Origin of the sequence: Cellulosilyticum sp. ST5, from assembly GCF_046529625.1 — a bacterium.
In the GTDB taxonomy this organism is placed as follows: Bacteria; Bacillota; Clostridia; order Lachnospirales; family Cellulosilyticaceae; genus Cellulosilyticum; species Cellulosilyticum lentocellum.
Window position 1 is genome coordinate 3198569 of the sequence record NZ_CP132338.1, and the last position, 23428, is coordinate 3221996.

General features: G+C 32.5%; 27 protein-coding genes. 4 read left to right on the forward strand and 23 right to left on the reverse strand.

Annotated elements, in window-relative coordinates:
- Window positions 1–135: 135 nt before the first annotated feature.
- The 8 genes from QTL86_RS15595 to QTL86_RS15630 all read right to left on the reverse strand — a co-directional run bounded on the left by QTL86_RS15595 (window position 136) and on the right by QTL86_RS15630 (window position 8806).
- The gene (locus QTL86_RS15595) at window positions 136–885 is read right to left on the reverse strand and encodes a response regulator transcription factor (RefSeq protein WP_410495359.1); all 750 of its coding nucleotides are present in this window, start codon (window positions 883–885) and stop codon (window positions 136–138) included.
- Window positions 886–1115: 230 nt separating this feature from the next.
- On the reverse strand, window positions 1116–3110 hold the full coding sequence (locus QTL86_RS15600) for an FtsX-like permease family protein (protein WP_410495360.1): 1995 nt from the start codon (window positions 3108–3110) through the stop codon (window positions 1116–1118).
- Entirely contained in the window at window positions 3103–3870 is a 768-nt protein-coding gene (locus QTL86_RS15605) for an ABC transporter ATP-binding protein (protein WP_127065472.1), read from the reverse strand. Before QTL86_RS15605 ends, QTL86_RS15600 begins: the two co-directional genes overlap by 8 nt.
- A 406-nt stretch (window positions 3871–4276) precedes the next feature.
- On the reverse strand, window positions 4277–4843 hold the full coding sequence (locus tag QTL86_RS15610) for a hypothetical protein (RefSeq protein WP_410495361.1): 567 nt from the start codon (window positions 4841–4843) through the stop codon (window positions 4277–4279).
- A 4-nt stretch (window positions 4844–4847) separates the two neighbouring features.
- On the reverse strand, window positions 4848–5153 hold the full coding sequence (locus QTL86_RS15615; RefSeq protein ID WP_410495362.1) for a DUF4176 domain-containing protein: 306 nt from the start codon (window positions 5151–5153) through the stop codon (window positions 4848–4850).
- Between the two features lie 36 nt (window positions 5154–5189).
- Window positions 5190–6047, reverse strand: a complete 858-nt coding sequence (locus QTL86_RS15620; protein WP_207669758.1) for a hypothetical protein — start codon at window positions 6045–6047, stop codon at window positions 5190–5192.
- 897 nt (window positions 6048–6944) lie between these two features.
- Window positions 6945–7955 carry a sensor histidine kinase gene (locus QTL86_RS15625; protein WP_410495363.1) on the reverse strand — a complete coding sequence of 337 codons (1011 nt, stop codon included), beginning with the start codon at window positions 7953–7955 and terminating at the stop codon, window positions 6945–6947.
- Window positions 7956–8128: 173 nt separating this feature from the next.
- Window positions 8129–8806, reverse strand: coding sequence for a response regulator transcription factor (locus tag QTL86_RS15630; protein WP_410495364.1), 678 nt, complete (start codon window positions 8804–8806; stop codon window positions 8129–8131).
- 265 nt (window positions 8807–9071) lie between these two features.
- Between QTL86_RS15630 and QTL86_RS15635 the strand changes: the two genes are divergently transcribed.
- Window positions 9072–9629: a manganese efflux pump MntP family protein gene (locus QTL86_RS15635; RefSeq protein ID WP_013655453.1), complete on the forward strand. Its 558-nt coding sequence runs from the start codon at window positions 9072–9074 to the stop codon at window positions 9627–9629.
- A 117-nt stretch (window positions 9630–9746) separates the two neighbouring features.
- Here the strand turns inward: QTL86_RS15635 and QTL86_RS15640 are convergent, their stop codons facing one another.
- From QTL86_RS15640 to QTL86_RS15650, 3 genes are all read right to left on the reverse strand, one after another.
- Entirely contained in the window at window positions 9747–10079 is a 333-nt protein-coding gene (locus QTL86_RS15640; RefSeq protein WP_410495365.1) for a hypothetical protein, read from the reverse strand.
- A 37-nt stretch (window positions 10080–10116) separates the two neighbouring features.
- Window positions 10117–10347, reverse strand: coding sequence for a hypothetical protein (locus QTL86_RS15645; protein WP_410495366.1), 231 nt, complete (start codon window positions 10345–10347; stop codon window positions 10117–10119).
- Between the two features lie 197 nt (window positions 10348–10544).
- Window positions 10545–11030, reverse strand: coding sequence for a GNAT family N-acetyltransferase (locus QTL86_RS15650; RefSeq protein ID WP_410495367.1), 486 nt, complete (start codon window positions 11028–11030; stop codon window positions 10545–10547).
- 224 nt (window positions 11031–11254) lie between these two features.
- Between QTL86_RS15650 and QTL86_RS15655 the strand changes: the two genes are divergently transcribed.
- From QTL86_RS15655 to QTL86_RS15665, 3 genes are read left to right on the forward strand one after another with little or no spacing between them, the layout of a single operon-like run.
- The gene (locus QTL86_RS15655; RefSeq protein WP_013655449.1) at window positions 11255–11647 is read left to right on the forward strand and encodes a hypothetical protein; all 393 of its coding nucleotides are present in this window, start codon (window positions 11255–11257) and stop codon (window positions 11645–11647) included.
- Between the two features lie 12 nt (window positions 11648–11659).
- Window positions 11660–12565, forward strand: a complete 906-nt coding sequence (locus QTL86_RS15660) for a DUF5685 family protein (protein WP_410495368.1) — start codon at window positions 11660–11662, stop codon at window positions 12563–12565.
- A complete protein-coding gene (locus tag QTL86_RS15665; RefSeq protein WP_410495369.1) occupies window positions 12565–13128 on the forward strand; it encodes a hypothetical protein in 564 nt (187 codons plus the stop codon). Before QTL86_RS15660 ends, QTL86_RS15665 begins: the two co-directional genes overlap by 1 nt.
- An 818-nt stretch (window positions 13129–13946) precedes the next feature.
- Here the strand turns inward: QTL86_RS15665 and QTL86_RS15670 are convergent.
- The 12 genes from QTL86_RS15670 to QTL86_RS15725 form a co-directional block, all read right to left on the reverse strand.
- On the reverse strand, window positions 13947–14510 hold the full coding sequence (locus tag QTL86_RS15670) for an HAD-IB family phosphatase (RefSeq protein ID WP_127065464.1): 564 nt from the start codon (window positions 14508–14510) through the stop codon (window positions 13947–13949).
- A complete protein-coding gene (locus tag QTL86_RS15675; protein ID WP_127065463.1) occupies window positions 14498–15166 on the reverse strand; it encodes a hypothetical protein in 669 nt (222 codons plus the stop codon). The genes QTL86_RS15670 and QTL86_RS15675 overlap by 13 nt, the downstream gene beginning before the upstream one ends.
- The gene (locus QTL86_RS15680; RefSeq protein ID WP_127065462.1) at window positions 15166–16020 is read right to left on the reverse strand and encodes a glycosyltransferase family 2 protein; all 855 of its coding nucleotides are present in this window, start codon (window positions 16018–16020) and stop codon (window positions 15166–15168) included. Before QTL86_RS15680 ends, QTL86_RS15675 begins: the two co-directional genes overlap by 1 nt.
- Before the next feature lie 20 nt (window positions 16021–16040).
- Entirely contained in the window at window positions 16041–16859 is an 819-nt protein-coding gene (locus QTL86_RS15685; RefSeq protein WP_013655443.1) for a glycosyltransferase family 2 protein, read from the reverse strand.
- Window positions 16860–16869: 10 nt separating this feature from the next.
- Entirely contained in the window at window positions 16870–17805 is a 936-nt protein-coding gene (locus QTL86_RS15690; RefSeq protein WP_127065461.1) for a UbiA prenyltransferase family protein, read from the reverse strand.
- Window positions 17795–19078, reverse strand: a complete 1284-nt coding sequence (locus QTL86_RS15695) for an oligosaccharide flippase family protein (RefSeq protein WP_190283493.1) — start codon at window positions 19076–19078, stop codon at window positions 17795–17797. Before QTL86_RS15695 ends, QTL86_RS15690 begins: the two co-directional genes overlap by 11 nt.
- A 301-nt stretch (window positions 19079–19379) precedes the next feature.
- Complete coding sequence (locus QTL86_RS15700) at window positions 19380–19886, reverse strand: CarD family transcriptional regulator (RefSeq protein WP_127065459.1); 507 nt, start codon at window positions 19884–19886, stop codon at window positions 19380–19382.
- A 67-nt stretch (window positions 19887–19953) separates the two neighbouring features.
- Window positions 19954–20172: a protein pyrBI gene (locus QTL86_RS15705; RefSeq protein WP_127065458.1), complete on the reverse strand. Its 219-nt coding sequence runs from the start codon at window positions 20170–20172 to the stop codon at window positions 19954–19956.
- A 439-nt stretch (window positions 20173–20611) separates the two neighbouring features.
- Complete coding sequence (locus QTL86_RS15710; protein ID WP_127065457.1) at window positions 20612–21208, reverse strand: FMN-dependent NADH-azoreductase; 597 nt, start codon at window positions 21206–21208, stop codon at window positions 20612–20614.
- A gap of 38 nt (window positions 21209–21246) precedes the next feature.
- Complete coding sequence (locus tag QTL86_RS15715) at window positions 21247–22128, reverse strand: pirin family protein (RefSeq protein WP_410495370.1); 882 nt, start codon at window positions 22126–22128, stop codon at window positions 21247–21249.
- 71 nt (window positions 22129–22199) lie between these two features.
- Window positions 22200–22643 carry a MarR family winged helix-turn-helix transcriptional regulator gene (locus QTL86_RS15720; RefSeq protein ID WP_013655436.1) on the reverse strand — a complete coding sequence of 148 codons (444 nt, stop codon included), beginning with the start codon at window positions 22641–22643 and terminating at the stop codon, window positions 22200–22202.
- 211 nt (window positions 22644–22854) lie between these two features.
- Window positions 22855–23427 (reverse strand): hypothetical protein, encoded by a 573-nt coding sequence (locus QTL86_RS15725; protein WP_127065455.1) that lies wholly within the window; start codon window positions 23425–23427, stop codon window positions 22855–22857.
- Window position 23428: the final 1 nt, after the last annotated feature.

Here is a 23428-nt window from a genome sequence, read left to right on the forward strand (position 1 = left end):
TGTATTCCTTTATTAATTAATATCTTAGTCCCTTCTTTTCGCCTTCTCAATTAGCCTTCAGCATGATTTTAAACCAAAAAAGTAGAACTTAAGTTATCTCTCTACTACTTAAGTTCTATTTCTATCCATTTTAGTTTACTTTAATAATACCAAAAGCTGCGTTCGATTTTTAACACCAGTCTTATTATAAATATTATAAAAATGCTTCTTTACCGTAGAAATGCTAATAGACAGCTTTTCACCAATCTCACTATTAGAGCATCCGTCATTAACCAATTGCACAACCTCTCCTTCTCGCTCTGAAAGATCATATTGCTTGCAGACTGAATCTAGTTTACTTTCCTTTCCTTCTATCTCCTTAGCACATAAATGATATTGAATATTCCTAAGGTGAAGCTTTAAAGTATCTAGGATATAGAGATCTTTATCTGAAAAATCTCCTAACTCACTGCTTCTAAACAGATTAATAATGCCTATTATTTTTTCTTCTTTTAATAAAATAATGCCACAACCATAGGGAATATTTTTAGGCCTTAAGAATTCCCTATAAAACTCCGTTTTCTTTCTTATATCTTCATCTAGTATGTCTGTATCTCTATAAGTTACTGTCTTTTTTGTAAAGTCAGATACATATTTCAGGTAGTCCACATGATAGTAGTGCTTAAGGTATTCATCTACACTATTATCATCGCTAAAGATAAAACTAGATTGTTTAACATCTATTTTCCCTTCCTTATTAAAAATAAGATAATAACCTTGTGTATAGGGTATCAACATGCGAAACGTCTTTAACAATCTATCAGTTAGTTCATTAATATCCCTTATTTCGTACATATCTAATAAAATGTTATTCATCGTATTCCATTCGTTCTCTTTTAGTATCATGTTGTTCATCCCCTACTCCCATTGTCTTTTCTTTCAGTAAGACTAGCCTCTGTATAAATTAGAAGCTAGTTTTTACTTTCATCAATTGATATATCTATAAAATATACAATATGAAAAATATATATGAATTACGGATAGCCTATATACCAAAAAAAGGCAATATATCTCCTGATATATCGCCTTTGATAATATGATTATAGCATATGTTTTTAGTTATACAATATGTCTTTTTAATTCATACGTTTTACAATTTTATAATAAGCTTTCGCTGTAAACAGATAACTAATTACATAAAGTAGGGTAAATGCAACAATGACTACACCACTGCACGCATAAATTAATGCATCATTGTATAAGTTGAGTACACCTAATAAATTTTTCACGACTTGTAAGCCAAAAGCCATATGAATAATAGCAAAAATAAGAGGTAAGAAGAATACAATGAGAATTTGCCTTTTAATTGTTGCTTTTACCTCCTCATCACTCATCCCTACTTGCTGCAAAATTTCAAAACTCTTTTTATCCTCAAAGCCCTCTGATATTTGTTTATAATACATCATTTGCACAAGGCAAACACTGAAAACAATACCAAAGAAAATCCCTAAGAAAATGAAACCACCATTCATAGACCTTGTTTCTTTTCTCCATTGTCCTACATAACCTGATGAACGATGTCCATAAGCTGTATCTATATAGGTATTTAGATTTTCAATCAATAAATCCTTATTCACTTCTGCCGCTTCTATATTAAAATGAATATTGTATAATTCATCTTCTTTTGGTGATGCGCTAAACTTAGCTGCTAGAGTGTCTATTGATTCCTTATCCTTTAAAATAATATAGTAAGTTTCATCCACCATATTTCTTTCTTCTTTGGCTTCAATGGTAAATGACTTAAGTTCTTCTTTTACTTTAAAGGTCTCATCCTCCAAAATCACTTCATTACTAGCAAAATCTTCACTTTTGCTAAAAATGAGAACTTCATTCTCTGCTAAAGTTTCTTGTTTATTTTCTATACGGTTATAATCTGATAGGGTCATAAAACGCAGTGCAAAAGTATCTTCCCTACTTCCACCATGTAAACTTGCATTAAGAAAAACATTATCTTGTTTATAACCTTTTACCTTTTGAAACGTAAACTCTTTATAATCTGTTATTTTTGAAGAAGCAGCTTTGGCTATTTCTTCCACCTTTGCCTTAAAAGCTTCTTGCTTTTCTAATGTATCAAACTCATCTACATTAAAATGATACTCGGCGTCCATAGGATAATTAAAACGTACAGCGCCTTCTTCTCCTGTTAAAACCGTTAACGTACAAATTAAAGTAATAATAATCATGGTACTAAAAATACAAATATTTGCTAGGCCTTGTGCATTTCTTTTCATACGATAAAGCATGCCTGATATGGTAACAAAATTCTTCTTTTTATAATAAATGTTAGGTTTGCTTTTCATCCATCTTAAAATAGCAATGGTACCTGTTTTAAAAATAGATCTGGTCCCCCAAATAACCAGCATTACTGCTAAGAAAAAGTTGACAAATATCATACTATCTAACTCTGTAATCAGTGCTATATAATATCCTGTGGCCAAAATAAGGAATCCCATAACTGCTCTAAAGCCTAAAAACCTTACTTCTTTTTCTCCTTTTTTATTGCTCTTAAGAAGTTCGATAGGTTTAGTAATAAAGACTTGCCATAAGCTAACTCCTAAGTTAACTAAACTAATCACACCAAAATAAACAATGGTGTACTCATAGCTTTTGAAACTACCCACAAACTCAGTATCTACCGGAAGTCCTGAAACATTTAAAAGGAGTAAATAAATCAGTTTAGAAAAAACAGTTGCTACCAGTATACCTAGACCTGTGGTTACTAGATAAATAAATATACTTTCAAGGCACATAATGACACCTATATACTTTTGATCTAAACCTAATACGTTATAAAGCCCCAGTTCATTTTTCCTTTGTTTCACTAGAAATTCATGAGTAGAAAAAAGAATAGGTGCTAAAATAATCCCTAGAAGCACACGGCCAATTTGCATCAGGACCATTACATAGCCTGCATAAGGTAAATCATACAGTATTTTATTATCACAGATGGCACTAAAAATAAAAAATACAAAGACTGAAAAAGTAGTAATCAGCATGTAAGGTACATAAACTGAACTATTCTTCTTAATACCATTAAGGCTTAGTTTGGGTAAAAGGACAGCTTTATTCATTGTCACCGCCTCCTGCTTGTAAAACTGTTAAAGTATTGGAAATGTGCCTATACATCTCTTTATCGTTCATTTCTCCTCTATAAATCTGATTAAAGAGATTCCCATCCTTAATAAAAAGTACACGACTTGCATGGCTTGCAGCTCTAGTGCTATGTGTCACCATAACAATAGTTTGTCCTTCTTTATTAATCTCACCAAACAAGTCTAAAAGCTGATTAGAAGCTTTAGAATCCAGTGCTCCTGTAGGCTCATCTGCCAAAATAATTTTAGGCTGTGTAATGAGAGCTCTAGCAACTGCTGCTCTTTGTTTTTGTCCTCCTGAAACTTCATAAGGAAACTTAGGGAGGATTTCTTCAATCCTTAACTGTTTAGCTAATGCTTCCAGCCTCTCTCCCATTACTTCATACTTTTCCCCCTGCAAGACAAGAGGCAGTATAATATTATCTTTGATTGAAAAAGTATCTAATAAATTAAAGTCTTGAAATACAAAACCTAAATGATCTCTACGAAAAGCACATCTAGCACTAGGCTTAATGGTAGCAAAGGATTTGCCCTCTAATAAAATCTCACCTCTAGTAGGTGCATCTAAAGATGCAAGTAAATTGAGTAAAGTGGTCTTCCCTGAACCTGATTCACCCATAATGGCTACATATTCACCTTTTTCTACAGAAAAGCTTACATTATCTAAAGCCTGAACCTGTGTGCCTCCAAACCTAGTAGTATATACTTTATTTAAATTTTTAACTTCTAACAATGACATGGTTGTCTCTCCCCTTCTTACTTGATTAATGATTACTGAGCTCTCACTTCAAAAGTTATTATAGCTGCGCTGCTAATCATTAGAAGTGCTTAGATGCAGTCATACTATGCTCATGTAATGGTTGTAATAGTAAGTATTACGATATCTCACTTACTCTTTTAGTATAGAAAAAAAAGAAATGCTCTGCCATTTCTTTGGCTTACATTTCTTTTTTCAAACATGACATTTTTGTAACCTTCATCCTATCGGAGAATGGAATATAGTAAAAGCTTCATAGCCGCAATAGGCATTTGGGTTTGATGTACTTAAAAAGTATAATAATCTATCATTTCTACTTGCTGTCTCCCTAATTACATATGCACCTTGCATTGATTCTTGTAAAGATCATTAATAAACTCCAGTCATATCATTCTTTAATATCTTTCTTCAATTTACTAACAACCCTTATTCTCTTGCTTAAGTTAAATTGAATCAACATATAGGTAAAGGCAAACCATATGATGAAATAGGTTATAAAAAGTATGGGATCGTTTACCTTTTGAATAAGAATAGGTTCAAAAACCACTAAAAAAAGTAGAATAACTCTTAAATAAATATATCCTACTGTAACATTTCTAGCTTGCTTCAGTAACTTCTCCCAATCACTTTTATCCGACACTAAAAAAGGCTCACAATTAGAGAAAAACTCTTCATTGACATTATCTACTCGCTTTGAACATATGATTGCTAACACTACTCCAATTATGGCAGATATTATAACATATAACATTATTGGGAAGTTCAAAGATTTTAATACAATTCCCCTACCAATAACATATAAAATGATACTAACTATCGCAAAAATAGATGCCTGCCCAAAAGAGCCATTATAAGTATTTTTCCCCACATAAAGTTCTTCTTTTGCTTCACTATAAAATACTCTTTTACTATTATATAGACCCATATATATGTACCTATGTCTCTTCATATCCATAATCTTATCTTCCCTCTATTTGTAACTTTAGTCTTGGGTAATTACCTTTATCTATTTCCTCTTTAAACATGGTGCAGAACTTTTCTTCATCCTCATCACTATATCCCATAAATAAAACTTCAGCAATATTTTCTTCATTAAAGAAAAACACATTTTGATTAGTTTGCCCATTAGGATAAAGGCATCCTGAATATTCGAAATATCCTATACTTCCTTCATTATTATATAGTGGTGCACGACTAATAATCATTAACTTCTGATTACCATTATTTAACCTTACAATACTTCCAATTGGTAATATCTGTTCCATTTTATTCTCCTTATCGTTAATTACTCAATATTTTCTTTAACCAAATACTGTGCCTAAACTATTAAAAATGCCATCAACTGCATCTCCTATTCCATTGGCTACATTTGAAACAACATCTGTGACAGCCTCTTTAATGTAGTTATCATAAACATAATCAAACCCTGCATTAACTGCATAAGTAACTACCGTTCCTATTACTAATCCTGCCACAGCTCCAACTACTGTACCCGCTCCTGGAATAACAGACCCAATTGCCATACCTATCAATACCCCATTCACAGTATGTACTGTAGACTTCACTACAGCATGAGTTGTATCTTCCCCTTGCTTAACCTGTGAAGTAAAATCTAGAATGCCTCCTAACACAGGCAAGCCATATTTTGCACCTGTTGACATCCAATTTCCAGCCTTAATCATCTTTGAAGTAGTATTCAAGACATTAGGATTAACTATAACAAACCCATTTTCTCCCCCATTTTTTGCTATGGCTGTCCCTACATTAATAAGTCCTCCAAATCGTGAAACTAAGCCACCACTTGATTGAATGGCACTAAAAATAAAATCCTGTTTTAAATTAGACGAAATCCCCCCTACAATATTCGTAATAGTATCTGACTCTTGTTTCTGTTCATTACCATTAATGAGCTTATTTTCTGTTTGTAAATACAGCTCTATACTTTGTTGTAAAGCTCCTTGCAACACAAATAAGTTACTTATTTCAAGCTCCACATTATTGCTCTCTTTTTGAAGCATTTGTCTTAAGTCTACGAACGTGTCATCATTTCCTAAATTAATATTATCTATACCTTCTTTACAGCTTTGCATCACTAATGCAATCTCATCCATAGTATTCAACATTTCTTTTGTATTTTCAATGTTAATTAGAAACTTCACCCTTTCTCTCCTTCCTCCACATTTTAAATATCCTAATTATACTAACTTTACATATCTAATATAATACATTTTTTTGTCATTCATTATTTTCAATACCAAATACACTTTTAGATGTCTGAGTAACCATTTTATAGTATTATAAAGATACTTGTTATCCTTCACCCTCTACTGAGAAAACTTTGATTCTATCATTTTTTCTACTACAGGTTTTACTAAGAATACGAACAGATTCAAAAACCACTAAAAAAAATAGAATAGCTCTTAAGTAAATCGCTGGCTGTCTTTCATTACTATAATTATGGATAGTATGAAAACCTTAATCAATCCGCCAGATTATTAGGCACTTACCTTTATAATGTTATAAAACGGCTATTCAGACGTCTAAAAATATTTTTGGTACGAAAAAAAGAAAAATAATAAGGTATACTACAACCTGTGCTAGACGCACTAGTTGTAAAATGACGTGATTTAGGAAATGGTAGAGTTCATATAAAGTGATGGAGGAGTGAAAATGGAAAAATTATTACCAATTGGAAGCATTGTTATATTAAATGCCGGTAAGCAAAAATTGATTTTTATTAACGGGAAATGCAGAACCTTTTTTCCTGATTTTTAATGTATTCATATGGTGGGGACTTACCTATTCTTTGATTACTATAAGTATAATAAAGATGGTCATAATCCTTAGATATTTAGAAACAAATCAAGATTATGCAAAATAGGGGACTTGAGCAGTTGTAGATGAAGCATACCCATTTGGCAACCTTTAGTAACAAGTGCAAAGAAACTCTGTGAGATATATAATTAATAGAGGTGAATCATATCACAAGTAAGTGATAAATCATTTTTATCCTAAAGGCTTATATTTCTTTTTCAAACATGACATTTTTGTAGGTTCTATATTTTTTTATTTTTACGAAAGCCCAAAGTAACTATTGTTCCCTTTCCAACCACTGAGGTTATTTCTAAGTGATGTGAAAGTCTTGTTGTCACCTGCTTGCAAAGGTATAAGCCTATACCCGTTGACTTCTTATCCATTCTACCGTTATACCCTGTAAAACCTCTATCGCAGATTCTAGGCAAGTCTTCTGGACTAATGCCAATACCAGTATCCTTAATCATAAGTTTTGTTTCTTCTTCCGTATCTTCTACTGAAATAGTAATACTTCCTGTTTGTGTATACTTTAAGCTATTTGATAAAATTTGCTCGATTACAAAACTAATCCACTTCTCATCTGTTAATACGGTTTCCTCAAAAGGCTCTAACTGAAGTGTTAGCTTCTTCCCAATAAAACTCATAGCATACTTCTTCACGGCTTGTCTTACGATATCTTGAAGGGAATAGGGTTTTAGGACCAAATCTGATGAAATACTCTCTAGCCTTAAATACTGCAGCACCATTTCCACATATTGTTCTATTTTAAAAAGCTCTGTTTCTAACATATAACCATTTTGTTCTTCCTTTTGTTCCAATAAAAGCTTCATAGCTGCAATAGGTGTTTTAATCTGATGTGCCCACAAGGTATAGTAGTCTGACATCTCAGTCTTTTGCTCACCTAATTGCATTTTTGCTGCTTGTTGATTATCATAAAGAGCCTTTAAAATCTCTTGATAAGTTTCCTCAATAAGATTCTTTGATATAGGTAGTTGTTCTAATGAGATTCCCCTATTTTCGTACACATTTAATAAAGTATGATATTTTTTAACGTATTTTTGATAATCCCACAAGCAAATAACTATACCTATAAATCCAAATACATAGGTACTATATATAATAGGCCCCATAGGAATCTTAGATAAAGCTGCTACTACGCAGTAAAGAAACATCAGTACTAAATAAAGAACTATACTCTTCCTATGGTCCTTTAACCATAAGAAAGCTAAGGCTCCCACACTCTTTTTCTCCATCTAAGCTCTTCTCCTTCCTTATCTCTTCCCTTTTAATTTTTATTCTTTATTTTATATGCTTGATCGTTCACTGTTTACTCTCATATTTTGTTTTTTGTTTTTTATGTTTTATCTCTTATCTCTTATCTCTTATCTTTTATTTTTTATCTTCTATCTTTCATTCTTCGTCTTCATTATTCATTCTCCAAAATATATCCCATTCCCTTTTTAGTGGTAATAAAATCTACTAAACCTGCTTCTTCTAATTTTTTACGTACTCTCCCCATATTCACAGTTAAAGTATTATCATCTATGAAATAATCTGTATCCCAAAGCTTTTTCATAATCTCTTCCCGAGATACAACCGTCCCCTTATTTTCAAATAAAATTTGAAGCATTAAAAATTCATTTTTTGTTAGTTTAATTTTATGACTTCCTACAACAAGTGTGGCATCTGATAAACTTAAAATAGCGCCTTTATGCTCTATCTCTGTACATTCTTCTATAAAATCATAGGTTCTTCTAAGCATAGCTTGTAGTTTAGCTGCAAGTACTTCTAGTTCAAATGGCTTCGTTATAAAATCATCTGCCCCCATATTCATGGCCATAACAATATTCATACTATCACTAGCAGACGACAAAAAGATAATGGGGACCTTAGATTTTTTTCTTATCTCTGTACACCAGTAGTATCCATTAAAAAAAGGTAAACCTATATCCATCAACACTAGGTGAGGCTCTATAGCCATAAATTCCTCCGTCACCTGGGTAAAATCTTTTGTTTGATGAACCTCATACCCCCATTTCATCAAATGTTTTGCTACTTCTTCACTAATCACCTTGTCATCCTCAACAATGAGTATCTTGTACATTCTCTCACCTCTCTAATAGGTCCTTATTTATTTTTATATTATATACTTACTTTCCACTCTTTCAAATTTTTATACTTTCTTTTAATTATTTAACTACTTCATTAAATATTTAGCACCTTCATCAAATAATTTTTTGCATAATCACCTTGCTTCTTAAAAAGAATAATGTTAAAATTCAATCTCATGCCAATTGGCCTCACACGTATGAATCATTTTTATAACACATACACTATATGAATATTGAATTGCGTAAAAGGAGCTTATCATGAATTTACTTGAATTATTTATTTTAGCAGTAGGTTTATCCATGGATGCGTTTGCTGTAGCTATCTCAAAAGGCTTATCCATGAAAAAAATGTCCTTTAAAAATGCCATTATTATTGGACTCTACTTTGGTATCTTTCAGGCTGTAATGCCCCTCATCGGTTATTGCTTAGGCACTCGATTTGAAGATAAAATCACTGCCTTTGATCACTGGATTGCCTTTTTCCTTCTTGGTTTCATCGGCATTAATATGATTAGAGAAGCTTTATCTAAAGAAGATGATGAAGCTGAAGAAGATGACTCTTTAAGCTTTAAATCCATGTCAGTCTTAGCTATTGCCACAAGTATTGACGCCCTTGCAGTAGGTGTAACCTTTGCTTTTCTTAATGTTAATATTATTCCTGCTGTGTCCTTTATCGGTATTGTCACTTTTGCTTTATCTATTCTGGGTGTAAAAATAGGAAACGTATTCGGTAGCAAGTACAAGTCAAAAGCTGAACTTGCTGGTGGACTGATTCTCATTGGTATGGGTCTTAAGATTTTACTATCTCATTTATAAAAACATCACCTCATATAAAAATAAAGCCTAAGAAACCTGCAAACACATCACAGCAAGATTCCTTGGCTTTTATTTTTATACTTATAGGATATAGTGTAAAATACTCTTCTAACTTTTTCAACCATTAACCTCTACTCTTAAACTCCCTAGAACCATATAGGGTACTCTGATTTCTTTTAACTTGTTATCATATAAATGTGTGGGTTCTTCAAATTGTTCCTTATCTATCCAGATAAAGTATAAATCATCTTTTTTTAGTTTATTCTTAGTATATAACTGTTTTGGAATATTAGCTTGAACCTCTCCTAACTCTGTAAGTAATGAGACTTTGTAGGTCACATGAGTATTCCTATCCCCATCTGAATCTGTATGGGTTGAAGTTTCCGTAAGTAGCTCATAATCATTCCTTTTATCTACTAGGTAGGTTTTATGTTCCAAATGTTTCTCCACATTTTGTCTACATAGCCTTTCTACCTACATAGCCTTTCTACCTACATAGCCTTTCTACCTCTATAGTTTTTCTCCATATAAAAGCCATAAGCAAATCCATTCCAATAACTAAAACTTTAATAATGGGTGATGCTAGCAAGATAAAAGTAAGGCTCATTACTATAGTAATGTATTTAAATATCTTGAGGACTAAATCATCCGCTTTATTTTTTTTACTTATTTCCTTACATAAAAACTCTTGTTCCTCTTCGTTTAACTGTATTAGCATCCCTTCTATCCCCCGTATCTCTATTTTACTTACACCCCATCTTATATCTATCTATAAATCTTTATTTATCAATCATCTCATAAACACCAACACATTTCAATATTATATTCTAAATATTTAAATTATTTCTTTTATACAAGCAAAGTTAATGGAAAGGTTCCTCAAAAGATTTGATGGGACTTCTTTTGACGTTCAGTCTAAATCAATTTTTTCTCATATCTAATCTGATCCCTGTTATCAATAAAAACTCTATCCACCATTTTAAATCCAGCCTTTTCATAAAAGTTTCGTAATCTTGGCCTTAATGTACCACAATTTAATCTTAGCCATTCGACACTATTATTTTTACACAGTAATTCGGCAGACTTAATAAGCTCATTACCATAATTTTTACCTCTATATTCATCAGATACCGATAATTTATGTAAGTAGCCAGATTTTAAGCCTTTTAATTCAGGCCAAAATAAAGGGTCATACCATTGAAGAATATAAACTCCGATTAATTTCTCATTTTCATAGCATAGTTTCATTTCTTCTAAACTATATTTATTGAGTATTTTCTCAACAGTTAAATCATTAACCTTCCACATCGGTTTGCCCATTAAATGTAGCCATTCGGCTGAGCTTATTAAAGCATTTACAAACATTTCTACATTATTCTCATTCCCTGTTACAATATCCATAAATCTCCCCCTAAAATGAACTTTAAATGTTGAGCAAAATAATGTCTCCCCTGCTTAGATTAGATTATCTCATAAACCTATCTGTTTATTTAAATCTATTTTACTCTATTACTCTAAATGATAACATGGTTTGTTTATGCTATTTTCATACAAACAAAGTCTATCATTTTCTCTTACTTTTGTTATACTAGTAATATATAAATCGATTAAAGGAGTGATACACATTGCATACCTTTGAAGAAATTCAAACACTTATCTCAGCTAACAACCTTTCGGTTGCTGAAAGTTACCTTAATACATTCACTGAACAAACTGCTAAATGGCATTATTTATACAGTCTTATTGCTCTAAAAAAATCTTGGTTTGACTCTGCTCTTTCTCATTTAGAAACAGCTATTAGTCTTGCTCCAAACGAAACACTTTATGCAGAAACAAAAGCTGCTCTGATGAGCCGTCATCACCCTTATAGTGATGATTATTATCATAGACCAAGACGCAGACATAATGATTGCTGCTGTTGCCTTGATGATTGTTGTTGCCAATTTGACTGCTGTGATTTAATCTGCCTCGATACTTGCTGTGAATGTATGGGCGGCGACTTAATTAGTTGTATTTAAAAGGAGTTTACTATGTTTGGTTATGTCACTCCACTAAAAGATGAACTTAAAATCAGAGAATACGAAGAGTTTAAAAGCTACTACTGCGGCTTATGCTTTCATATTAAAAAGCATTTTGGAAATCTGCCTCGAATGATTTTAAACTATGATATGACATTTTTGGCTCTGCTTTTAGATAGCTTAAGTCCTAAAGAAACCTTTCCTACTCCTAAAGTTTGTATGACTAATCCTATTAAAAAGAAGCCGGTTTTACTTGATAACCAGGCTCTTTTCTATGCTGCTGCTATGAATGTTGCATTGGTTTATTTTAAACTTTTAGATGATGAACATGATGATCACAGTTTAAAAAGTAAGACGTTAGCTACTATCTTAAAACCCTATAAAAATAAATTCCCTACTTCTATGGATGACATTTATAGCATCATCGAAACCAATTTAAACAAGCTTACTTTGTTAGAGGAAACTAAAAGTTTTTCTTCTATAGATGAGATTGCCGATCCTTTTAGTTTGATCGTAGCTCATATTTTTAAAGATTATCCTTTTGAAATTGTGGAGGATAATGCCACTACCCGTGAGCACCTCTTTCATTTTGGCTATTGCCTAGGGAAATGGATTTATATTATCGATGCTGTTGATGATCTAAAAAAGGATATGGAAAAAAATAAATTTAATCCTTTAGACTTTCTCTATAATAAAGAAAACTTAAGCTTTGAGGAACTTTTCCCTAAAATCAAAGACCGTGTCAGCTTTACCTTACTTAATTGTGGTTCTTCAGTAAAAGAACATTTAGAAAAATTGCCACTTCAAAGAAATGAAGCCATTCTTCATAATATCATTTCTCTTGGTATGATGGATAAGTATACTAAGGTAACCCATAACTGTAACTGCAAAGACCAAACGAAGAGGAGGAAGCGTTAATGAAAGCAAGTTCTATTGCCTTTGGTGGTATTTTAACGGCTATAAGTCTTATTTTACTTTATCTAACAAGATTGATTCCTACTAATACCCTAACCCTTTTAGCACTTCTTTCCTTTATTCCTCTCATTGCACTAATGGAAAAAGGCGTTAAAACTGCTATACTTGTATATGTTTGCTCCAGCATTGGAAGCTTACTTTTTGCGCCTCCTAATATTAGCTTTCTCTATATTCTTTTCTTTGGCATTTATGGCATTATAAAAGGTTTCATTGAACGTATGAATAAGCCTTTTATAGAGATGATACTTAAGCTAGTATTTTTTAATATTGCCTTTTTGATAACCTTCTTTTTAATCAAAGCAATACTAGGTATAGATTTACAAGCTATTTTTGCTAAACTTTTATCTCGCCTAGCTTCCTTGGGGCTTAATTCAACTTCTAGTTCTATACTCATCTATCTACTTCTCCAACCTGCCTTTTTAATTTTTGACTATGCATTAACACTTCTAGTTGGTTACTATGATGACTATATCAAAAGGTATATTAGGCAAGGATTTAACAAATAGAAATTTGCCTTGGCGTTTATGAGAATTACGTCTGGGAGAAAATGAGGGGGAGGGCTGCCTTCCAGAGTTCCGGTTCAAATTTTTAGAGGCACTAGGCTCACTTATTTGGATGAACGCACGAAAACTCCCGCTGGTCAGACACTCGTGCTAAAACCCATCCAAAACATTCACCAAGTGCCTCTAAAAAATTCTCCCAAGTCACTCTTCCAGGCAGCCCTCCCCCTCATTTTCACAAACGTTATTGACATCATAAACTTCTAGGACAGTGATACTGTAGGGAAAGAAGGCATAACGACAGTTAAAAAACACATAACGCATTAAGCTTCTCATAAGTCTGTTTTTACCAAGAACTAGCTAAAGAGGGAAGCTAGAGGCCTTATAAGCATTATTGACCTCCTAAACGTTCAATACCCTAAACGAGAAGTGCAGAAAAGACTTGATAGCAATTTTTCTTTTCTATTTTTCTTTTTTCTTGAAAACACTGCAGGAGAGTGGCTTTACGCGTTATTGCTGGTAGAACTGAGAGAGGGTGGCTGCCTGACGGGGTGACTTCGGAGTATTTTTAGTAGGCACTTAGCGAACGTTTTGGATGGGGCTTAGCCCACGTGTTTGAGCATAGCGAGTTTGTGGGCGTTCATCCAAAAAAGTGAGCTTAGTGCCTACTGAAAATGCGGAGTGGAACCACGGCAGGTAGTCACCCTCTCTCAGTTCCGCCCAAATAGCCAGTAAAGTCACCGACAAATTTCTATTTATTAGAGATAACCAAAAGGGACCCCACGTACTGAAATAAGTACGTGGGGCCCGCTTTTTATAATATCTTATCTCCAAGGTCTAATCTCTTCTTTTCTTACTAGATAGCTTTGCTGCGCCAATCTTGCCATAGGCGTATCTGATAAAGAATCGGAGTAAAACGTCTTAATTGGCATATATCCAAACCTCTCTTTAAATCGTCTTACCTTTTCTTCTCCTTTGCAATTAAGACCTATTAGCTCTCCTGTTTTTTCATTTACTTCAGAAGCAATAAGCCCTTTTACTTTTAAATCCTTACATATAGGTTCCAGTAAAAACCTTGGCGAAGCTGATATAATTATATCTCTATTCTTCTCTCTTATGTTATACCAATGCTTTATTTTTCTATAGTAGCTAATCCAAAATATCTCTGTTTCCTCTTTTAAATTAATTTCCTTTAAGAAACATAAGAATTGAGATTTAAAATAAACTATGTCTTCTTTTTTTAAATAATACTTAATCCCGGATAGCGTCTGCCTTGGTACATATTTCATGAGCCGTGGATGCCTCATTAAGCAAAAGAAATAAAAATCTAATGTTGCATCCCCATTGTAGATGGTACCATCAAAATCAAATACCTCTACATACTCCACTCATTCTTCTCCTCTGTGCGCTTCTCAGTTAAACCTATCTTTTCAAACCATTTATCTAATGGTAACCAAATAAATAAAACAATTAATGGAATATGACATAGTGCAAATATAAAGCCTTCTTTCCAGGTTAATGATCTACCAAAAATAATAATAATATGGTATGCATAATCTAATGATTCAGCTAGAGGGCGTCCATTAGCCGTATTAAAACACAAATCTAATAGACCTGAGAAAATGAGTGTAATACCTATTAAACAAATCTTTATAGATTGTCCTGGCTTTCCGCCTCCCATACGATGTGCAAAAGCTATAGACATCATAATGAGTGGATAACATAGCAAATACAGTACTGTATAAAATTCTCCTTGTTTAACCGGATCTTCTATTGTTCCAAAAATCCCACTAAAGCTTAATCTAGGAATGATGTAACATAGGAAAGGAATAAAAGGCAAACAGCATAGCAAATGACTTGCTCGTAATTTATTCGGGAAGAAACTTATACCTATTATTGCAAAAGCAAACACAGCAAATTTGACTACTAACCACCACCACTCATCTATTTGAGATTGCCTAGGAAGACAAAACCAAATGAATAAGGTTCCAAAGCCACCAATACATAAACTAATAAGCCATAAATATTTCTTTAAAAAATTCATTATTCTTCACCTCTTAATTTATATTTGTTTTGTTGATTTTTGGGTACATAAATACCGAATAACTTTTGCTTAATCATAATTGCTGTAAAGATCATTTGAACATCTATCTTTTTTCTATGTTTCTTCATTAGGTATTTCATATTATTAATAGAAGCTTGCCTCTTATCAGCAAAATTGCTGGGATGCATCATATGATAATTAACTGCATCCTCACATCTCATGATTTTTACCTTGTTGTATGCCATGCGGATTCCCAAATCCATATCTTCATGGCCCCATTGTTTAAAGGCTTCATCGAAACACCCTGCCTTTAGTAAATCTGCTTTTTTTACTGATACATTCCCAGTAAAAAAATTAATCCAAGGAACAAACTGAGCTATCAGAGGAAAGATGCTATAGCCTTGATCGTTGTCACCTTCAGCTTCACATCTTCCTATACAGGCCTCAAAGTCATTATAATAATTCTCTATCTCCTTATCAGCTAAATAGAGTTCTTTACGTTTACCTAATACAGCTACATGGCCTACTTCATGGTGCCTTATATGACTTTTGATGTAATTAGGTGCAGTAATACGATCATCATCTAAAAATATAATAATTTCCCCTTTAGCTACTTCAATACCTCTATTTCTTGCGCTTGCTCTACCTATATTAATTTCACAAATGACCTCAATAGGTTTAAAAGCAAACTCTAGTTCATGAAATGCACTTATCACTTCCTTATCACATCCATCAAACACAATAATAACTTCTATATCATCTGTTATTTGCGGCTCTAAGGATTTAAGCACTAATCTTAGTCTAGAAAGTTTATTCAGAGTCGGAATAATAACACTTGCTTTTATTTGATCCATTCTAAACTCCTTTCTCCTACTTATAATCGCAAACTTGCTTTTATAGTATATAGTCCAATAACTTTTTGTAGCGTCTTGTCTCTAGGAAATTTAGCTTTAAAGTAATCGAGGTTCTTAAGTTCCTCATTACTTTTTTGCCCTCGTACATGGCTATGTAACATGTGATAACAAATAATAGAGTAATCAGCTATGTATTTAACATTCTCTTTGGCTAATCTATATCCTAAGTCTGTATCTTCATAGCCCCAGCCTTTAAACGACTCATCAAATCCTCCCAGCTGTTTAATAAGGCAAGTATCGATTGATACATTTCCTGTGATAAAAGCAATATATCTTAGCGCATGTCTAGGCTTTCGTAGAAACCATTTTTTAATATTATAGTAAAATTCCTTATGTGCTCCTTTTTGAATCTCACTTAATGTCTTCTCGATTGTCTCTTCTCCTGCCAAATCTAAAATAGCTTCTTCGCTATATTTAAGGTCCATTCTTTCCCCTAAAACAACACAAGGCTCTTCTTCATGATACGATAGATGCTTATTAATAAAATCACGTTCTGTAAGTCGGTCGTCATCTAGAAATATAATAACATCACCTATAGCCTCAGCAATTCCTAAGTTCCTCGCTGCTGCTCGACCTACATTTTTTTCGCTGATAATCGGATCTATCTCATAAGATAAATTGAGATTTGAAAAACCTTCTATTGTTTCCTCTTTACATCCATCAAATACAACTATTACTTGAACATCTTCTGTCACTTGAGGCTCCAAACATTTAAGTGTCAATGCTAGTCTAGATAATTTGTCCTTGGTTGGTATGACTATGCTACAACTTTTTTTCATATGTTTCCTCCTACACCCCAGCGATTAATCTCTCAATGGCAGCTCCAATATAAATAAATCCCCAGACTAAAATGCAAATTCTCATAGGACGATCTATAAAAATAATATTTTCAGGTTTACCAAGCGCATATATGTTGTTGTAAAGATATTGATATCTTAAGATACCGTAAAGTAAAAATACGGTTGAAAAAACAATCATTACGTTTTTACTTTCTATGGTATACATGATATATGTTATTAAAGTGCAAGTTATTAAAATCGGCATCACTTCACTAATAAGCTCCAAAGAATACTGCTTTAAACTTCCCCTATGCGAGCTTGACTGAGCTGATAAAATAATCAGTTCACTTTTACGTTTGCCTAATCCAATAAACAGTGTAAAAAACATAATAAAAAGTAAGAACCATAAACACTTATACTCTGTTATGGGTAATCCTAAAAGAATAAAACCTAGTAAAACACGCAATGTAAAGCCTACTGAAATACAAAACAAATCAATAAAGATATATTCTTTTAACTGCAACGAATACATGATGTTGACAAGTACATATACAGTTAAAATGATTCCACAATTTCTATTGAAGAAGTACCCACTAATGAGTGTTATAGTCCCTAGTACTACCATTAAACTTATAGCGACTTTCTTACTAATCTGCCCTGAGGCAATTGGCCTCTTTTTCTTTTCTGGATGTATTCGATCTTTTTCAAAATCGATTAAATCATTAAAAATATATATGGTAGAACTAATTCCGCAAAACAAAATTGCTCCTATTATCACTTGAATTATTTGGCTCCAACTTGGAAACCTTAGTTGCAATAAAATACCTAAAAAGACAAAACCATTCTTTATCCATTGCCGAGGTCTTAATATAGCTAAACCCATGCATATTTGTTTTGACTCTAATGATGCAGAAGAAGAGAAATAGGGCTTTGGTCTAACATCCATTTGTATCACCCTCTCGATATCTCCTAGTCTTATATAGCAGCAGAATTACTAAAATAAGCTGATTCACAGGGAATGCAATTAACGTTCCTATCTTCCCAAATAAATAGGTTAATAAAAATATATTGGCTACAAGAAATGGAAATGGCTTGCTCATAATAGCTAGGGATAATTTAGCTCCCTCCATACCTTCTATAACCAAAATTGAGTTTATCAAAAAGAATATACTCTGAAATCCAATTCCCAATGCTACTAATGCTACATATAAAAAATTCAATTCATATTGTTTACCGTAGCTTATAATAAATAAGCTGCATACAGCAGCCGTTCCCATAACAATGATTCCAAATATGGCAGGAATCCATTTGTTAACATTCCTATATATTTCATCCTTTTTAATCTTCATAGATAAAATAGTAGGTAAAAATACAGCTGCAAATACATCATGATAAAAAATAGAAAAATAATTTCTTACATTTACTTGATAAGCACTGTATACACCAACTTCATAATGATCTGATAAATAAGCTAAAATATAGATATCTGCATTATATAAAAATGTAGATAAAAGCCAGCTTAACATATATAGCACACTAAGAGAATAAATATCTTTTGCTACTTTTAAACTAAAATGAATCTGATGAAAATCAACTTTTACTACTAATATTAAAAATAATATAAGCTGACTTATCACATTAAATACTAAAAATAGTTTCACATCTACCAGCTTTAGATAATAAACACCTATAAGATAAGCCAGTAGTAAAACAATGCTACTTATAAGCTTACCTAAACCGATATTTTTAAAGTCCTGCTGATGTTTCAAAAAGGTTTCTGTCACAATACATAAGTTACTTGTAATAGCAATAATAACTGCTAAATACCAGCTCATACTGGAAATCTTTAATAGGCCACTTCCCCAAAAGGAGAAGCTACAAAATAAAATGCCTCCCAGTATACACATAAGTCCATTACAAAGAAAAACCGTTCCAATTACCGTCCCTTTCTGGTTCTCCCTTGTCTCAGGTAAGATTTTAAGCACGCTCGTATTCGTTCCAAAAACTAGCGGTATAACTAGAACATTGGATAAATTAATTGCCAAATTAAATTGCCCCATATCCTCTACTGTCAGTACTCTTCCATTTAATATAGTAATAAAAATGCCTATAATAATCCCGATACTTCTACAACCAAATAAAATTGAAAGCTGTCTTAAAAATGTCCTTATACTGCTATTTCCCTTTATTAAACTTTTTTCTAGTTTAAAGCTAAACATCTCTCTCCTTTCTTCGTATATCCCCATCCTATAGATAGAACATATACATGAATTTGGTTCTAAATATCTCCTGTTGTGCCGAATAGTGTCGTCCATTGTTCCCACATTTTTACATTATAAGTATTTTTTATAATTTTCAATACAATATTCACATCATGTCATAAAAACATTCATAAAATAACTTTTTACTACTTTTCTTGCGCTAATTTCTTTCAAGATTCTACTTAAATATAAAGACACAAATAAGAGCTACTTATAAGATTGTTATTCAATCATCTTATAAGCAGCTCTTATTTTCATATTAACTGATATGGGTCATTTTTTGTTGTATGATACTTGCTATCTTGTCTTTAGAAAGATGAAGCGCAAGCTCTAATTCCGTAAATAATCTAGCCTCTACTGTTTTGATATATCTTTCATCTGTAGCTGTAACTTTCTTTCCTTGTGAAAGACGTTCTTGCTTACGTAAATAAAGTATTTTTAAAATCCTAGCCCATTCTTTACTATCACAGCTGTGTAGTGCCTCTTTATAGACTTGCTCTCTTAATTTATCATTAGTGATGTCCATCACCTCCATATGAGGCATATTTTGAATCAACGTCTCCGCCTCTGCTTCTGACATAATTTTTCGCATCACAATCTTCTTATTGTCTATAGGAGTAAATACTTGGCTACTTGGCTCCTGAAACGGTCTCATAATATAATATAGCTCACTTGTCTTTTTTTCTTGAATATCTAACTTCTTAATATCCACTATCTCACATATGCCTATATTGCCATATACAATATGTTCTCCTATTTCAAACATGATATCAACTCCTTTCAAAAAGATTAAAATAGCACCTTAGACATTATTCCAAAGTGCTACTTCTTTTCTATTTCATATATCCATCTGTTTTATACTCATTGTATTGTCTTTTTATTTTCACAATCAAGCATCCGTCTTCATCTTTTTTCTTCTCTTCAATCATATACTTAGTCTTCCTAGTATCTAGCTTCTTACAGTAAAGTTCAAACTCTTTCTCTGGATTCAAATCGCTCATGGTGTCAAATTTGATAGTTTGTGATAAACATGCACTTACAATTCTTCTCATTTTATTTTCTTCCTTTCTATGATTTACCCTTCTGTCACCATTATTAAAGTAACTAGCTGTCAGATGATTATTAGAAACTGGGGATAGTCCTTGCTTGTTCTTACTTATAAATAAATTTTATCACTTAAAATTTTTTATTCGCAAACGAAATTTTTGATGCTTACAAAACTTCGTCACTTTAGCCTATTATAGGGCCTATCATTTTTGTATAAAACGTCCTTTGACATTTTTATTTTTAGTTTACAGATAACAATAGCCTTTAGGACACTAAGACCCTAAAGGCTATTGTTTAATCTAAAACTCTTACACATAAAATAAAATTTTTCAAACTTACGTATGACAACTATTAGCTTACTCTCCTTTAACTCAAAGGGAGAGCTACAAAACTATAAACTAAGCTTTGTAGCTCTCCCTTTCATTATATCTATCCTTATTATAATTAAAATTCTTTTGCAAGCAAACTAGCTTTGCGTATGCCTTCTTCTAGCTTTTCCTCTACATTTACTCCTATAACATCTAGATTTTCTATGGCAATGGTTTCTATTTCTGCTATACCGAAGAAGCCTAATATAGTTCTTAAGTATCTATCTCCCATTTCATATGGTGCATTACCATACTCGCCGCCTCTAGATACTACATGAACTGCTTTTTTATTCTTTAAAAGCCCTACTGGACCTTCCGCAGTATATGCAAATGTTATGCCTGTCACACTTACATAATCTATATAAGCCTTTAAAATAGCTGGAATACTTAAATTCCACATAGGTGCTGCAATGACATACTTATCTGCTTCTGCAAATTGATAAGCATATTTTAGTATTGGATGATTTTTACTTGCCTCATCCTTAGGTCCAAAAATCCCTCCTAGATCTTCTAACCTTAGAAAATCTATATTCTCCTTATATAAATCTAATACAATAACCTCATCTTCTGGGTTATTTTTCTTATAGTCTTCTATAAAACTATTAGATACTTTAAAAGTTCTTGAATCCTCTTCATTTTTAACATCTGCTTTAATATATAATACTTTACTCATATCTCATTACTCCTTCTTATTATTAATAAAATTCTATTTTAAAATATTTCTGTTCCGAATTTACCATTTTTTAAATCTTCATAGGCTTTATATATTTCTTCTTCTGTGTTCATAACAAATGGACCATATGATATAATTGGTTCATCTATTGGTTCTCCGCTCAGTACAATAAATAGCGTTTCTTCACTCATAGATTCAGCTAAAATACTGCCTTCTACATTATCAAACAAAACAAAATCGCCTTCTTTGCATACTTTATCTTCATTTACTTTAACTTGTCCTTTTAATACCAGTATGCCTGTGTTAAAACTACTTGATTCATTTAATAAAACTTTTCCGTTATTCTTTAGGTCTACATTATAAATGTTCATCTTAGTAAATGTACTTGCTGGCCCTTTAACACCATTAACCTCTCCAGCAATAATACTTATCTCACCTTGGTTATTTTCAAGCTCAAATTTTCCCATTTCTTCTTTTAACAGCGCTTGATATTTAGGTTCAGTTCCTTTTTTATCCTTAGGCAGATTAACCCATAGCTGAATCATATGTAAAATGCCGCCTTTTTTACTAAACTCTGTTTCATGATATTCCTTATGCATAATCCCCGATGCAGCAGTCATCCACTGTACATCTCCAGGTCCTATAATGCCACGATTTCCTTTATTATCATGATGCTGAACTTTGCCCTCATAAGCAATTGTTACAGTTTCAAACCCTCGATGAGGATGAGCTCCAACACCACGAACAGTTGATGCTGGTTCATAATAATGAGGTGCATGATAATCTAATAACAAAAATGGGGATAGACGTTTCATGTCATTTGTTCCTGCTGGTAAGTATTGTGATACTCTGAATCCATCTCCAACCATATGAATCTCTGGTCCTCTAAATACCTTTTCTATTGTTCTATAGCTTTTCATTGCTCTCCTTCCTTTCTTCTTTTGCCTTTGCAATTATCACTAATTAGTGATAGTTATTTAAAAAAATATTTCTATATGTTTTTAAACTTTTTAAGGATAGTCTTCAAAGTCATTTTCTCTTCATCCGTTAATGTATCAAAAATATTTCTTATATTTTCAATATGGTCTGGTAGAATACTTTCTATAACCTGCTTTCCTTTTTCTGTTAATGATATAATACATGATCTTTTATCTTGAGGATCTGGATTTCTTTTTACTAGTTCATCCTTTTCTAAATTTTTTATTACTACTGTTATATTTCCAGATGTGGTTAATATCTTCTCTATTAACTCACAGATTCGTAAATCTCCTTTATTATATAGTGCTTCTAAAACGCCAAACTGAGCTGGTGTTAATCCACTCTTTTTCACTGTTTCAAGTTCCTTCTTATGAATCACATGCTCAGCCCTTGTGAAGACAACTAAAGTGGATAGTGCTAATTGATTGTCGTTAATTAATTTTTTAACATTGTCCATGGGTTAAATATATCACTAACTAGTGATATTGTCAAACAAAAGAAAAAAGACACTCCATCCCTAAAAGTAGTGTCTTCATTCATATTACTTATTGGATTCACCTTCTCATATACTCAGTGCTATGCTATCAGTCATTAAGCTTCTTTTCAAATACCATTCCTTGAATCATAAGACCTATAATATTTATTGATTGTATTTTTTGGTAACTTAATCAACTTGTTATCTTCCATTCATGTAAGAGCTGGCGATCTTTCTTAAGAGAACTTCGACGCAATGCCTCTTTCTTTGTAAGCACCTCCAGAAGATCATAATATGATTTCTCAAATACTTCGTAATCATTAAAGCTTCTTGTCTCATACCCTTTTACACTGGTCAGTGTTTCTATAAATATATGGCCATGTGCATCACTCCAGTCAGGCTTAATCTCATTCCATTCAGCTATTAAAAATCCCTTCCATTTTTCACCTTTAATAGATTGAAGTAAGTGCTTGTTCATCTCATCTGTCTCTGGCTGAAATGCCTCTAAAGTATTTCCTTTACCATCTATAAATAAATTTCCACATTTTTCACATTGATAAACACTCTTATTCGCTTTATAAAGCAAATCATACATTGTATTTATAGACTTATCTAATACCTTTGGGTTATTTACAACTTGGTTCATTAACTGTTCTATGCTTTCTAAAAGGTCATCAAAATCTTGATCAGCAATAAGGTGTGCTTTATACGGAATAAAATCTGTTGTATCTGAAATACGATTACCACATTTACAATAAAAATGCATG

Bases quoted from the DNA above. Each gene is read 5' to 3' on its own strand.
- QTL86_RS15695 (WP_190283493.1), bottom strand. From the start codon at position 19,078: ATGTTTAGCTTTAAACTAGAAAAAAGTTTAATAAAGGGAAATAGCAGT.
- QTL86_RS15650 (WP_410495367.1), bottom strand. From the start codon at position 11,030: ATGGATATTGTAACAGGGAATGAGAATAATGTAGAAATGTTTGTAAAT.
- QTL86_RS15665 (WP_410495369.1), top strand. From the start codon at position 12,565: ATGAAAGCAAGTTCTATTGCCTTTGGTGGTATTTTAACGGCTATAAGT.
- QTL86_RS15710 (WP_127065457.1), bottom strand. From the start codon at position 21,208: ATGAGTAAAGTATTATATATTAAAGCAGATGTTAAAAATGAAGAGGAT.
- QTL86_RS15720 (WP_013655436.1), bottom strand. From the start codon at position 22,643: ATGGACAATGTTAAAAAATTAATTAACGACAATCAATTAGCACTATCC.
- QTL86_RS15660 (WP_410495368.1), top strand. From the start codon at position 11,660: ATGTTTGGTTATGTCACTCCACTAAAAGATGAACTTAAAATCAGAGAA.
- QTL86_RS15605 (WP_127065472.1), bottom strand. From the start codon at position 3,870: ATGTCATTGTTAGAAGTTAAAAATTTAAATAAAGTATATACTACTAGG.
- QTL86_RS15635 (WP_013655453.1), top strand. From the start codon at position 9,072: ATGAATTTACTTGAATTATTTATTTTAGCAGTAGGTTTATCCATGGAT.
- QTL86_RS15705 (WP_127065458.1), bottom strand. From the start codon at position 20,172: ATGAGAAGAATTGTAAGTGCATGTTTATCACAAACTATCAAATTTGAC.
- QTL86_RS15645 (WP_410495366.1), bottom strand. From the start codon at position 10,347: ATGCTAATACAGTTAAACGAAGAGGAACAAGAGTTTTTATGTAAGGAA.
- QTL86_RS15615 (WP_410495362.1), bottom strand. From the start codon at position 5,153: ATGGAACAGATATTACCAATTGGAAGTATTGTAAGGTTAAATAATGGT.
- QTL86_RS15725 (WP_127065455.1), bottom strand. From the start codon at position 23,427: ATGCATTTTTATTGTAAATGTGGTAATCGTATTTCAGATACAACAGAT.
- QTL86_RS15680 (WP_127065462.1), bottom strand. From the start codon at position 16,020: ATGGATCAAATAAAAGCAAGTGTTATTATTCCGACTCTGAATAAACTT.
- QTL86_RS15625 (WP_410495363.1), bottom strand. From the start codon at position 7,955: ATGGAGAAAAAGAGTGTGGGAGCCTTAGCTTTCTTATGGTTAAAGGAC.
- QTL86_RS15595 (WP_410495359.1), bottom strand. From the start codon at position 885: ATGATACTAAAAGAGAACGAATGGAATACGATGAATAACATTTTATTA.
- QTL86_RS15700 (WP_127065459.1), bottom strand. From the start codon at position 19,886: ATGTTTGAAATAGGAGAACATATTGTATATGGCAATATAGGCATATGT.
- QTL86_RS15610 (WP_410495361.1), bottom strand. From the start codon at position 4,843: ATGGATATGAAGAGACATAGGTACATATATATGGGTCTATATAATAGT.
- QTL86_RS15600 (WP_410495360.1), bottom strand. From the start codon at position 3,110: ATGAATAAAGCTGTCCTTTTACCCAAACTAAGCCTTAATGGTATTAAG.
- QTL86_RS15715 (WP_410495370.1), bottom strand. From the start codon at position 22,128: ATGAAAAGCTATAGAACAATAGAAAAGGTATTTAGAGGACCAGAGATT.
- QTL86_RS15685 (WP_013655443.1), bottom strand. From the start codon at position 16,859: ATGAAAAAAAGTTGTAGCATAGTCATACCAACCAAGGACAAATTATCT.
- QTL86_RS15675 (WP_127065463.1), bottom strand. From the start codon at position 15,166: ATGAATTTTTTAAAGAAATATTTATGGCTTATTAGTTTATGTATTGGT.
- QTL86_RS15690 (WP_127065461.1), bottom strand. From the start codon at position 17,805: ATGGATGTTAGACCAAAGCCCTATTTCTCTTCTTCTGCATCATTAGAG.
- QTL86_RS15630 (WP_410495364.1), bottom strand. From the start codon at position 8,806: ATGTACAAGATACTCATTGTTGAGGATGACAAGGTGATTAGTGAAGAA.